Below are 12,568 nucleotides of genomic sequence, written 5' to 3'. Positions count from 1 at the left end.
CCATCAGGCAGGTTCCGGGCCGGAACCGCCGCTTCGCGGTATCAGTCGATTGCGGTGGCCTGGGCCTCGGCGAGCTTCAGGGAGCCCGCGTCGCGCAGGATCTCGTCGGCGGCCGCGCGGGCGAGCAGGGCATAGCCGCCATCGGCCATGTGCAGCCCGTCGGCCGCGAAGAGCTGCTTCTTGGTCAGCTTCGCGTTGGCGACCCAGTCGCGCATCAGCTCCGAGCGACGGATGACCGGCACGCCGAGCTCATCGCCGATCTCGCGCACGGCGTCGCGGAAGCGGTAGGCGCCGGGGGTGGCGTCGAACTTGGGGCACCATTGCGGCTCCATCAGAACCACGTCGATCTCGGCGTCCTGCATCTGCCGGACGGTGGCGATGGTTGCCTCGCGGAAATGCTCCAGGGTGACGCCGCGCAGCGCGTCGTTGCTGCCCGTCTGCCAGATCACGAGCTGCGGCTTGGCCTGGAGCACGTCGCGGTCGAGACGGAGCAGCATGTCGTCGGTGTGCTCGCCGCCGATGCCGCGGTTGAGCACCGTCACGCCGCCGGCGAGATGCGGCAGGGCGCCCTTCAGCGCCACCTCGAGGCGGGCCGGATAGGCGGCGGCGGGCGAGCTGGCGCCGATGCCCTCGGTGGAGGAGGAGCCGAAGGCCACGATGCGCAGGGGCTCGCCGGCCGCGATCTGCCGGGCGACATGGGGCAGGTCCGCCGTGGGGGTGCCGAGGCCGAGCGCGCTGAGGTCGAACGAATCGGGCAGCAGGTCCGCATAGGCCAGCACCGCCGTCGGCAGGGCGAGCAGCGTCGCCGCGACCAGCGCGCCGCGCGCGAGCCCGCGCAGGGACTTCACGCGGAAGGAACCGAGGAGATGCGAGGGGGAGATCATGATGCGCGGGGCTTCGTGTCTGTCGTCGATAACAGTGCTATCAGCCGTTCCGGAAGATCCCGCTCGCCCTAGCGATCGAATGCGGCAAAACTTCGTAACACAAAATACACTTTTGCCGAAGCACGATTCCGGCCGCCGGGGCCGGTTTTTAGCGGATACGGGGCCTTGAGTCCGTCCCTGCGGGAGCCATCTCGCCGAAGACGCCCCGGCGTGGCGGGCCGGGCACAGGCGCTTGCGGTCCGCCGTCACGGGGAGGACGCAAGGGCTGACGATTCTCCACGCGGCGAATCGCCCCGCATCCCCGCGCCCGAACGAGCAAGGTCTGGACAGAGTGACATCCCCCCTCGCAGAGACGCCCGCGCACACCACGGAACCGGGCGCCGGGCGCGAGGTCGAGCTGAAGCTCGAATGCCGGCCCCTCGATCTCCCGACGCTCGCCGGGCACCCGCTGCTCAAGCGGCGCAAGGGCGCGGGCACCAAGACCCTGGTCTCGACCTATTTCGACACGGCGGACCGCGACCTGCGCCGGGCCGGGCTGACCCTGCGCGTGCGCCGGGACGGCAAGCGGTTCATCCAGACCGTCAAGGCCGGGGAGGGCGCGGCCGGCCTGTTCGACCGCCCGGAATGGGAGAGCGACGTCGCGGGCGAGGCGCCCGATCCGGCGGCCTTCGCGGACACGCCCGTGCGGGCGCTCCTCGACGAGGCGCGGCATGGCGAATTGCGGGCCGTCTTCCGCACGGCGGTGTCGCGGATCCATCGTCCGGTGAAGCAGGGCCGCTCGGCCATCGCCGCGACCCTCGACGAGGGCCGCGTCGAGACGGAGGCGGGCGACGCGGTGCTCTGCGAGCTGGAGCTGGAACTGGTCTCCGGCGACCCCGCCGACCTCTTCGCCCTGGCGCGGGCCCTGTCGGAAACCGTGCCGCTCAGGCTCGGCGCGCTCAGCAAGAGCGAGCGCGGCTACCGCCTCCTCGACGGCCGCGGCGGCCCGAGCAAGGCCGTCCCCCTGAGCCTGCCGGAGGACGCGAGCGCGGCGGACGCCTTCCGCGCGGTCGCGCTGTCCTGCCTGCGCCACCTGCGGCTGAACGAGGCGGTCTTCCTGGCCGCGCGCGACCCCGAGGCGCTCCATCAGATCCGCGTGGCGCTGCGCCGCCTGCGCTCGGCCTTCAGCCTGTTCGCCCCGATCCTGGCGGCGGACCCGGAGGCGCGGGCGCGGGCGGACGCGATCAAGCAGGTCACCGAGCCGTTCGGACGGGCGCGCAACCTCGACGTCTTCCTGGAGACGACGCTGCCGGCGGAGATCGCGCGGCGCCCGGAGGAGCCCGGCCTTCCCGAGCTGTCCGCGCGCATCGCGGCCGAGCGCGACGCGGCCCATGCGGAGGTGGTCGCGATCCTCGATTCGCCGGACTGGGCGCGCCGCATCCTCGATCTCCTCGCCTGGGTCGAGACCGGGCCGTGGCTGGCGCCGGGCGGCCCGCCGGAGCGCGACGGCAGCGCCCGCGCCTTCGCCGCCGACACCCTCGACCGGTTCCGCAAGCGCGTGAAGAAGCGCGGCAAGGACCTCGCCAAGCTCGACCCGGAGGCCCGCCACCGGGTGCGGATCGCCGCCAAGAAGCTGCGCTACGGCGCCGATTTCTTCGTCTCGCTGTTCCCGGAGAAGGCGGCGCGCAAGCGCCACAAGGCCTTCGCCGCCGCACTCTCCGATCTTCAGGACCATCTCGGCGCGCTGAACGACCTCGCCACGGCGCATGACGTGCTCGGCGGGCTGGCGGAGGGCGAGGGCGAGGGCGCTCCGGGCGCGGCGCTGTTCGCGGCGGGCCTGACGGCGGCCGACAACGAGGCCGGCGCCGACGCATTGATCGAGGCGGCGGCGGACGCCTACGACGCGCTCGTGGACGCCACGCCGTTCTGGCGCTGAGAGCGCTCAGGCCCTCTCGCGCGGGCTCAGCGCATAGAGCGCGATCGCGGCGGCGTTGGAGACGTTGAGGCTGCGGATCGTGCCGGTGAAGGGGATGCGGGCGATCACGTCGCAGCATTCGCGGGTGCGCTGGCGCAGGCCCTTGCCCTCGGCGCCGAGCACGAGGACCGTCGGCAGCTTCGGCGTGTACGCATCGAGGGAGACATCGGCCTCCGAATCAAGTCCGACGCGGGTGAAGCCGCGCTCGCCGAGCTCGATCAGGGCCTCGGCGAGGTTGCGCACCACCACCAGCGGTACGTGCTCCAGGCCGCCCGAGGCGGATTTCGCCAGCACGCCGGTGGCGCTCGGCGAATGGCGCGCCGTGGTGATGATGCCGGCGACGCCGAAGGCGGCGGCCGTGCGCACGATGGCGCCGACATTGTGCGGATCGGTGATCTGGTCGAGGGCGACGAGGAGCGCGTCCTCCGGCATCTCGTCGAGGGCCGGTGCCGGCAGCGGATCGGCTTCCAGATAGAGACCCTGGTGGACGGCGTCTGCGCCGACCAGCGCGTTGATGGCGAAGGGCTTCACCAGCTCCGCGTCGATGGGCAGCGTGCCGAGTTCCTCGGTGAGGCGCGCGAGCGCGTTCTCGGTGGCGAGCAGCCGGTGGAGCTTGCGCGTGCCGTTGGAGAGCGCCTGGAACACCGGGTGCCAGCCGTAGAGCACCACCGGATCGTCAGGCCCGCCGAGCGGCCCCGAGGGCGAGCCGTCGCGGCGCTCGCGGCCCGCCTGGGGGCCCCGGCCGAACCCTTTCCCGGCGCCTTTCCCGCCCCCCTGGCCCGGACGGCCGAAGGGCGGGCGGCGGCCGGGCTTGCCGGGGCGGTCGGGGGGCGTGCTCATGATCGCCTCAGTGGACCGGCCGAGGGCGCCCCGCAAGGCGCCACCGGCCTCAGCCGCCGCCGGATTCCGTGCCGGTGGCCACGGGCCGGGCCTGATCGGCCCCCCATTCGGACCAGGATCCGTCGTAGAGCGCGCGGGCCGGGCGTCCCATGCTCTCCAGCGCCAGGGAGACGATGGCCGCCGTCACGCCGGAGCCGCAGGTGGTGACGATGGGCCGGTCCGGGTCGATGCCGTTTTCGGCGAAGGCGGCCTTCAGCGCCTCCGGGTCCTTCATGCGGCCGCCTTCCTGGAGCGCGGCGTAGTGCATGTTCAGCGCGCCCGGCATGTGTCCGGGACGGACGCCCGGACGGGGCTCGGCCTCCTCGCCGCGGAAGCGCGCGCCCGAGCGGGCGTCGACCACCTGGGCGCTTCCGGTCTCCAGCGCGCGGGCGATATCGCCGGCATCCGCCACGGCGCCGTTGTCGAGGCGGGCGGTGAAATGGCGCCGCTCGCGCGGATGGGGCTCGCCGTCCTCGGTGGGAAAGCCCGCCGCGATCCAGGCCGGCAGGCCGCCGTCGAGCACCGCGACCTCGCGCTTGCCGAAGGTGCGCAGCATCCACCACGCGCGGGGGGCGGAGAACAGGCCCATGCCGTCATAGACGACGATGCGGGCACCGTCGCCGACCCCGAGGGCGCGCATGCGGGCGGCGAACACCTCCGGGCGCGGCATCATGTGCGGCAGCGGCGAGGTCTCGTCGCTCACGGCGTCGAGGTCGAAGCGCACGGCGCCGGGGATATGCGCGGCGCCATATTCGGCCGCCGGATCGCGCCCGGCGGCGGGCAGATACCAGGACGCGTCGAGCACCACGAGGTCGGGGGTGTCGAGGCGCTCGTGGAGCCATTCCGGGGTGACGAGGGGCGGATTCGCCATGGGCTGGGGTTCCGTTCGGGCGGGGCCTGCCGCCTTGAACCACATCCCGTCCGAGGATGCACGGTCCGACTCGGCGGCCGGGCGGCGGGCCTGGTTGTGGAGCAGGTTCAGCACCAGCGCCGTCCAGCCGGTCTGGTGCGAGGCGCCGAGCCCGCGCCCGGTATCGCCGTCGAAGAACTCGTGGAAGAGCAGCGGATCGGGGCCGCCATCGGGGCAGGGCGCCTGCGGCTGCGGCCCGAGGAAGGGGCGGCGCCCTTGCGCGTCCTTGGTGAACAGCGCGATCAGCCGGTCCTCGAGCGCATCGGCGATGGCGTTGAGCGACAAGAGCCTGCCGGACCGCGTCGGGTACTCCACGAGGAAATCGTCGCCGTAATAGGCGTGGAAGCGCCGCAGCGCCTCGATGATGAGGTAGTTCATCGGCATCCAGACCGGCCCGCGCCAGTTGGAGTTGCCGCCGAACATGTTCGAGGTCGAATCCGCCGGGTCGTAGTTCACGCTGAACGAGGCGCCGAGCTCGTTCAGGGAGTAGGGATGCTCCCGATGCGCCTGCGACAGGGAGCGCACCCCGTAGTCGGAGAGGAACTCCGCCTCGTCGAGCATGCGGTGCAGGAGCGCCTTCATGCGGTGGCCGCGCAGGAGCGAGAGCAGCTTGCGGTCGCCGACGCCGCCCTCCGTCCAGCGCGACACGAGCCGGGCGAGATGGGGCCGGTTCTCCAGCACCCAGTTCATCCGGCGGGCGAAGTCCGGCAGGCGCTGGAGGAGGGCCGGGTCGATCACCTCGACGGCGAAGAGCGGCACCAGCCCGACCATGGAGCGCACCCGGAGCGGGATCATGCGCCCGTCCGGCATGTCGACCTCGTCGTAGTAGAACTGGTCGTCCTCGTCCCAGAGCCCGAAGCCCTCGCCGCCCATGTCGGTCATCGCCTCGGCGATGTAGAGGAAATGCTCGAAGAACTTGGAGGCCGTGCTCTCGTAGACGTCGTTGTGGCGCGCGAGCTCGAGGGCGATGCGCATCATGTTGAGCGCGTACATCGCCATCCAGGCGGTGCCGTCCGCCTGGTGGACCACGCCGAAGCCGGGCGGCGGGCGCGAACGGTCGAACACGCCGACATTGTCGAGCCCGAGGAAGCCGCCCTGGAAGACGTTGCGGCCGTTGGCGTCCTTTCGGTTCACCCACCAGGTGAAGTTGATGAGCAGCTTGTGGAACACGCCTTCGAGGAAGGCGAGGTCGCCGCGCCCGCCCCGGCGGTCGCGGTCGATCTCGAAGACCCGGTAGGTGGCCCAGGCGTGGACGGGCGGGTTGGTGTCGCCGAACTCCCACTCGTAGGCCGGGAGCTGGCCGTTGGGGTGCATGTACCACTCGCGCGTGAGCAGCAGGAGCTGGCTCTTGGCGAAGTCCGGGTCGAGCAGCGCCAGGGGCAGGCAGTGGAAGGCGAGGTCCCAGGCGGCGAACCAGGGATACTCCCACTTGTCCGGCATCGAGAGCACGTCGGAGCCGTTGAAATGGCCCCAGGTGGCGTTGCGGGCGGAGCGGCGCTCCGGGGGCGGATCGGGCTGGGTCGGGTCTCCGCGCAGCCACTGCCGCACGTCGTAGCGGTAGAGCTGCTTGGTCCAGATCAGCCCGGCGGCGGCCTGCCGGAAGATGTTGCGGCGGTCCTCGTCCTCGATGCCGTCCTGGAGAGCGTCGTAGAAGGCGTCCGCCTCCGCGACGCGCCGGGCCGTCACCTTGCCACCGGCATCGACCGGGCAGGCGACCATCCCCGCGCAGAGCCGCAGCCGGACCGTCGCGGTCTCGCCGGGGCCGAGGCGGAAGGCGTAGTGCAGCCCGGCCTTGGTGCCGGATTCCACCGAGACCGCCGAGCGGTCGCCGTCGACGATGGCCGCGTGCAGCCCGTCCTTGAACGGGCCGGGCGCGTCCGGCCGGCCGCCATGCAGGCGCAGGTTGGTCTCGTTCTCGCAGAACAGGATCTCGGGCGCACCGCTGCACGAGAGCCGGTAGGGACCGAGCCGGGCATGCTGGGCGGCGATGCTGCCGTCCGGGCGCCGCGCCAGCCAGGGCCTGGCCTGCCCGTCCTCCTCCTTCCAGGCCCAGGTGTTGCGGAACCAGAGCTGCGGGATCAGGTGCAGCTCGGCCGGGGCGTCGCCCCGGTTCACCGCCGTGACGACCACGTGGATGTCGTCGACATCCTGCTTGGCGTACTCGACCGTGACGTCCCAGTAGCGGCCGTCGTCGAAGATGCCGGTCTCGCCGATCTCGTATTCGGGCTCGCGGCGGCCGCGCCGCCGGCTCTCGTCCAGCAGATCGTTGTAGGGAAAGGCTGCTTGCGGATAGCGGTAGAGGAACTTCAGGTAGGCGTGGCTCGGGACCGCGTCGAGGTAGTGGTAGATCTCCTTCACGTCCTCGCCGTGGTTGCCCTCCTCGTTGGTGACGCCGAACAGCCGCTCCTTGAGGATGCGGTCTCTGCCGTTCCAGAGGCCAAGCGACAGGCACATCAGCCCGTGGATGTCGCAGATCCCGGCGAGCCCGTCCTCCCCCCAGCGATAGGCGCGCGAACGCGCCTCGTCATGGGTGAGCGAGCGCCAGGCGTTGCCGTCGCGGCTGTAGTCCTCGCGCACGGTGCCCCATTGCCGCTCGCTGAGATACGGCCCCCAGAGCGACCACGGGCGCTCGCCGCGCCCCTGCTCGGCGATGCGACGCCGCTCGGCCCACAGATCCACCTCGCTCACCTGAACTCCGTCATCCGGACACGCGCATGGGGTGGACCGTCTAGCATCATACCGTCTTGCCGCCACATGGCGGAGGCGATGCATCTTCGGCGCCAAGCTCATGCCTCCGATGCGCCCGGCACCGGACTCAGCCGTCCCCGCGCTCGGCCGCGCACAGCGTCTCGACGGTCCTCACATAGGCGTCCGCGTCGAACTTCCGCAGCGAGTTCCCGCTCTGGTAGCGCACCGTCCCGAAGACCGGGCGCCTGGCCCAGGGGCGGTCGTGCAGGCCGTAGACCCAGGCGACGTTGGTGAAGGAGTTCGGGTCGCGCCCGTCGAGGAAGTAGCGGTTGTTGAGCCGGAGCGTCCGCGCGAAGCCGGCCTCGGGGGAGGGCGACCATTCGAGGATCTTCTTGCCCCAGTACATGCGCAGTTGATTGTGCATGTAGCCGGTCTCGCGCATCTCGGCCTGGGCAGCGTTCCAGTAGGGATCGTGCGTCCGGCCCTCGGCGAGCTGCGCCTCGGTGTAGCGGTGCGGACGCTCGTCGCCGGCATGCTCGGCCAGGGTCTTGCGGGCCCATTCGGGCAGCGCGTGATCGTAGGAATCGTAGCGCTCCGTATAGAAGACGTGGTTCATCGCCAGTTCGCGCCGGACGATCAGCTCCTCCAGATAGGCGCCGCGGTCCTGCGCATCCCCGCGCTTCGTGGCGCGCACGGCGAGCGCGATCTCCACCGGCGAGATCTGCCCGAAATGCAGATACGGGCTGAGATGGGAGGCGGCCGCCGCCTCGGGCTTGTTGCGCCCGGCGCCGTAGCCCGCGTAGCCCCCCGCGACGAACGCCTTGAGCCGGCGCCGCGCCTCGCTCTCGCCGCCGGTGAAGCGCTTCACCGGGGCCACGGAACGGTCGAGGCTCATGCCCTTCAGCACGGCGGCCGGGTCCGAGATGTCGATCCCGCTCTTCAGCCTCAGGCCGTCGGCGCGATGGGCGACCTTTCGCTCGCGCAGCGGGTCGAGATACTCGTCCCACAGCCTGTGCAGCTTCGGCCGCAGGGTGCGCGCCGCGTATTCGTGCTTGCCCGATGCGGTCTCGACTGGGACCACCACGTCCCCCTCGACCTGCACGACGCGCCCGTCGATCCCCTTTTCGATCTCCGCGTACCAGCGCCTCTGGATGGCGAGATAGCCCCGGTCGAGCACCGTGAGCGCGGCCTTCGCGCCGAGATCGACGGCGATCTCGGCGGGCGAGCATTTGCGCATCACGAACCCGATGCCGCGCCGCTTCAGTCCGGCGGCGGCGTCCGCGAGCCCCTGGAGCAGGAACGCGTAGTGGCGGGCGTTGGCCTCCGGGAAGCCGCTCTCGCCGTCGAGGAGGCCGAAGCAGGCGACCACGGGCAGGGCGAGCCGGTTGGCCTCCTCGACGGCGTATTCCAGCGCCGGGTTGTAGCGGGCGCGGTTGGCCTGCTGCATCAGGTAGAGCACGTAGCGCCCGTCCGGGCGCGGCTCCGCGTCGTTCAGGATCCCGATCCGCGCCGACTGAATCGCCATCCGCCCCCTCGTCCGCGCCGAAGCCTGCCCGGCAAGCTAGGGCGGCCGAGAAAATCCGCCGCCCCCGGCCCAGTGCCGGCACGCCAGATCTCGCCGGATCGCGCGTGACTTCGAGGGGCGCGAAACCTTCGCCCGCGCAGCGGTTTACCGCCGCTCGACTGCGGCCTCCCCGGCGAAATCCGGGCACGACCTGAATGCGGCATTTTGAACACAGACCGGATGCCATGTGCGGCACCGCACCCGAAACGACAGGCCTCCTGCCCCAACGCCCTTGCATTCCGGCGCGGGAGGTTCATTTTGTGCATTGCAAGAGCGCGATGGCGTCGCGTTCGAGCTGCCCTTCTTGGGCGTTTCCTCCCTAGACTTCGGGCCGCTCCCTCGGGAGTGGCCTTTTTTCTTGCGCGGTTATCTCCGCCGCAGGTCCGGGGCCGTCAGCCCCGCGCGCGGGCCCGGATCATGAAGTTGTCATAGGTGTATTCCGCCACCTGGAACCAGAGGTACTCCTCGTTCCGGAAGGTCTTCATCGCCTCGTAGGCGCGGCGGAAATCGGCGTTCTTCTCCGCGAGCTTGGCGTAGACGTCGTTGGCGTGCTTGAGCGCCGTCTCCATCACCTCCTGCGGGAAGGGCCGGAGCTGCGCGCCCCCGGCGACGAGCCGGCGCAGCGCCGCCGGGTTGCGCGCGTCGTATCTCGCCTGCACCTCCGCGCCGGCCTGAGCGGCGGCGGCCCGCAGGATCGCCTGATAGGATTTCGGCAGCGCCTTCCAGCGATCGGCCCCGATCCAGAGATGCAGCATCGCGCCGCCCTCCCAGAAGCCGGGATAATGGTAGATCGGCGCGACCTTCTGGAGGCCGAGCTTCTCGTCGTCATAGGGGCCGATCCACTCGGCCGCGTCGATGGCCTTGGTGTCGAGGGCGGCGTAGAGGTCGGGGCCGGCGGTCGTCTGCGGCACCACGCCGAATCGCGACAGCACCTGCCCGCCGAGCCCGGCGATGCGCATCTTGAGACCCTGGAGATCGGCCGCCGCCTTGATCTCCTTGCGGAACCAGCCGCCCATCTGCGCGCCGGTGTTTCCGCAGGGAAGCGCCGTCAGCCCCTGCTTGGCGAAGACCTCGGTGAACACGTCGGCCGCGCCGCCCTGGTGCCACCAGGCGTTCTGGCCGCGCGCGTTGAGCCCGAAGGGGATGGCGGTGGCGAGCGCGAAGGTCGGCTCCCTGGCGGCCGCCACCGAGGCCGGGGCGTAGCCCATCTCGACGGTGCCGCCGGAGACCGCGTCGAGGACGCCGTCCGCCGGCACCGGCTCGCCCGGCGCGAGCGGCTGGAGCTGGAAGCGGCCGTCGCTCGCCTCCGCCACGATCCGCGACAGCGATTCGCAGGCGCCGAACAGGATGTCGAGTTGGCGCGGATAGAAGCAGGCGAGCCGCCATTTCAGCTCCGGCGCGCCCTGCGCGATCGCGGGCGCGGCGAGCCCGGCACCGGCTGCGGCGCCGCCCAACCCGGCCGCGAGCAGGGCGCGTCTCTTCAAGGATGCCATGCCGTCTCCGTCCGTCCGCCGATCCGCGCGGCGGGGCGCAGCCCCTATCACGTGGGCGTGACGCTCGAAACTCAAGGGCCGGCGTGATAGGCGCCTGTCCGTGGAACAGAACGCGCTCACCCTGCACACCGTCTGCGGCCTCGAGGAACTCGCCGGCCATGGGAGAGGCGGCGTCACCCATGTGCTGTCGCTGCTCGATCCCGGCACGCCGGAGCCCGAGACCTTCGCGGAATGGCGGGCGCATCGGCGCCGGACGCTGCGCTTCCACGACTGCCTCGGGCCGGGCGAGGGGCTCGTCCCACCCGAGCCGGCCGATATCGAGGCGATCCTCGCCTTCGGGGATTCGCTCGCGGCGGAAGGGCCTTGCGGGCATCTCCTCGTGCATTGCCATTACGGGCTGTCGCGCTCGACGGCGGCGCTGGCGATCCTGTTCGCGCAAGGGGAGCCGGAGAGCCCGGCCGAGGCGGTGATCGCTCGCCTCCACGCCTTGCGCGAGCCGGCCTGGCCGAACGCGCGGATGATCGGGTTCGCCGACGAGCGGCTCGGGCGCGAAGGCTCGCTGAGCGAGGCGGTGCGCCGGCTGCACGCCCTCCAGCTCCGGGTGCGCCCGCATCTCGCCGAGCTGCTGCGCGGGCTCGGACGCGGCGCCGAGGTCGACGCGGCGCTGCGCGGCTGACGGACTCCGGCCTCGGCAAGGTTTTTTCGCGAATGCGGGGCGGCGGGCCTCAGGATTTCCCGGCCGGCGTGAACTTGCCGTCCCGCCAGACATAGAGCACGTAGCCCTGCGCGGTGACGTCGCCCTTCTGGTCGAAGCCGACCGAGCCGAGCACGAGATCGAAGCGCTCCGTATGCAGCGTCCTGGCGATGGCCAGCGGGTCGGTGGTGTGGGCGAAGGCCGCCGCCGCGATCAGCGCCTGGAGCGCGGCGTAGCCGTAGACCGTCGATCCCGTCGGCTCGACGCCCTCCGCCTTGAAGGCCTTGACCACCTGGGCGCCCGCCGGCTGCCGGCTCGGGTCGAGATAGAAGGTCATCAGCGTGCCGTTGCTGGCCGCTCCGGCGAGCTTGCCGAAATCCTCGGTCGCGATGGCCGAGGTGCCGAACCATTGCGGCTTGAAGCCCCGCTCGGACGCGATCCGCACGAGGCGGCCCATCTCCGTGGCGTCGCCCCCGTAATAGACCACCTCGATGCCGGCGCCCTTGAGCCGGTCGGCGAGCGCCGCGTCGTCGGCATCGCTCGGGGAGAAGGCCACCGACATCGTTTCGTTGATGCCGATGCGATTGAGGTTGTCCTTGGTGGCGGCGGCGAGCGTGCGCGCCGCCGGGGTCAGGTCCTGGATCAGGGCGATCTTGCGGTCGCGGAAGCGCTCGGCGAGCACCGTCGCGGAGAGCCGCGCCTGGTCGTCGTCGCGCCCGCAGACCCGGAAGATCGTCGGCAGGCCGCGATCGGTGAGCTTGGCGGCCACGGAGGCCGCCGTGATCATCAGCGTGCCGTTGGCGGCGTAGACCTCGGAGGCCGCGAGCGAGGCGTTCGAGCAGACATGCCCGACCACCAGCCTCACGTTCGCCTGCACGAAGTGGTTGGCCACCGCCGTGGCCTTGTTGGAATCGCAGGCGTCGTCCTGGACGTCGAGCACCACCGCCTCGCCGTCGAGGCCGCCCTTGGCGTTGGCGTCGCGCGCGGCCGCCTCGACCCCGCGCAGCACCTGCTCACCAACGGCGACGTAGGCGCCCGAGCGCGGCACCGCGACCCCCACGACGACATCGGCGCGGGCCGGGGCGCATGCGAGGACGCAGAGGATCGCGCCGAGGGCTGGCAAGGATCGTCTGGTCATCGGCCCCCTTCTCCGCGTCGCCGTCGCCGGACGACCCCTCCGGCAACGCATGCGCGCACGCCCGGTCGGCCGGAACGGCCCCGGTCCGCTCCGCTGCCACCGAGTCGCGACAAAAAGACGGCAGCCGGCGAGAATGGCAAGGCATCCCGCGGCGGAAGCCGTGCGCGGGCTCAGCGCGCGTATGCGTAGATCGAAGCCGCCGAGGCGACGGGGCTGACCGCCGTCGAGAACACCGACAACACCTTCTGCACTTCGGTGAAGGGCGCGTTGGAGACGTAGACGAGGTCGCGGTTCCTCATGCGGAAGGCCTGGGTGAGGAACAGGCTGTTGGGGTCGCGCATGTTGATGCGGTAGACCACCGGCA

General features: G+C 71.4%; 8 protein-coding genes and 2 pseudogenes. 2 read left to right on the top strand and 8 right to left on the bottom strand.

Translation table 11 applies throughout. From position 1 onward, the window contains the following. Positions 1–41: 41 nt before the first annotated feature. A complete protein-coding gene (locus tag ACP56T_RS08625; RefSeq protein WP_430911739.1) occupies positions 42–884 on the bottom strand; it encodes an SGNH/GDSL hydrolase family protein in 843 nt (280 codons plus the stop codon). Between the two features lie 331 nt (positions 885–1,215). On the opposite strand from ACP56T_RS08625, the gene ACP56T_RS08620 reads away from it, so the two are divergent. Next, positions 1,216–2,799: a CYTH and CHAD domain-containing protein gene (locus tag ACP56T_RS08620; RefSeq protein WP_430911738.1), complete on the top strand. Its 1,584-nt coding sequence runs from the start codon at positions 1,216–1,218 to the stop codon at positions 2,797–2,799. Between the two features lie 6 nt (positions 2,800–2,805). On the opposite strand, the gene rlmB is transcribed toward ACP56T_RS08620, so the two are convergent. From rlmB to ACP56T_RS08595, 5 genes and pseudogenes are all read right to left on the bottom strand, one after another. Further along, a complete protein-coding gene (gene rlmB / locus ACP56T_RS08615) occupies positions 2,806–3,678 on the bottom strand; it encodes a 23S rRNA (guanosine(2251)-2'-O)-methyltransferase RlmB (RefSeq protein WP_430911737.1) in 873 nt (290 codons plus the stop codon). 49 nt (positions 3,679–3,727) lie between these two features. Then, on the bottom strand, positions 3,728–4,588 hold the full coding sequence (gene sseA / locus ACP56T_RS08610; RefSeq protein WP_430911953.1) for a 3-mercaptopyruvate sulfurtransferase: 861 nt from the start codon (positions 4,586–4,588) through the stop codon (positions 3,728–3,730). Between the two features lie 78 nt (positions 4,589–4,666). Then, positions 4,667–7,315: pseudogene (locus ACP56T_RS08605) on the bottom strand (MGH1-like glycoside hydrolase domain-containing protein); the annotation flags it as partial. A gap of 127 nt (positions 7,316–7,442) precedes the next feature. Next, positions 7,443–8,840 carry a deoxyribodipyrimidine photo-lyase gene (locus tag ACP56T_RS08600; protein ID WP_430911736.1) on the bottom strand — a complete coding sequence of 466 codons (1,398 nt, stop codon included), beginning with the start codon at positions 8,838–8,840 and terminating at the stop codon, positions 7,443–7,445. A gap of 431 nt (positions 8,841–9,271) precedes the next feature. After that, a complete protein-coding gene (locus ACP56T_RS08595; protein ID WP_430911735.1) occupies positions 9,272–10,372 on the bottom strand; it encodes a TRAP transporter substrate-binding protein in 1,101 nt (366 codons plus the stop codon). A gap of 100 nt (positions 10,373–10,472) precedes the next feature. Here ACP56T_RS08595 and ACP56T_RS08590 point away from each other — a divergent pair, with 100 nt between their 5' ends. Next, positions 10,473–11,048: a tyrosine phosphatase family protein gene (locus ACP56T_RS08590; RefSeq protein WP_430911734.1), complete on the top strand. Its 576-nt coding sequence runs from the start codon at positions 10,473–10,475 to the stop codon at positions 11,046–11,048. Between the two features lie 49 nt (positions 11,049–11,097). Here ACP56T_RS08590 and ACP56T_RS08585 read toward each other — a convergent pair whose 3' ends face one another. Both ACP56T_RS08585 and ACP56T_RS08580 read right to left on the bottom strand, forming a co-directional pair. Beyond that, a complete protein-coding gene (locus ACP56T_RS08585; protein ID WP_430911733.1) occupies positions 11,098–12,204 on the bottom strand; it encodes a branched-chain amino acid ABC transporter substrate-binding protein in 1,107 nt (368 codons plus the stop codon). A gap of 170 nt (positions 12,205–12,374) precedes the next feature. Next, positions 12,375–12,568: pseudogene (locus tag ACP56T_RS08580) on the bottom strand (polysaccharide biosynthesis/export family protein); the annotation flags it as partial.

Source organism: Methylobacterium endophyticum, from assembly GCF_050591105.1.
Taxonomy (GTDB): Bacteria; Pseudomonadota; Alphaproteobacteria; order Rhizobiales; family Beijerinckiaceae; genus Methylobacterium.
This window is presented reverse-complemented; position numbering and strand designations above follow the sequence as displayed.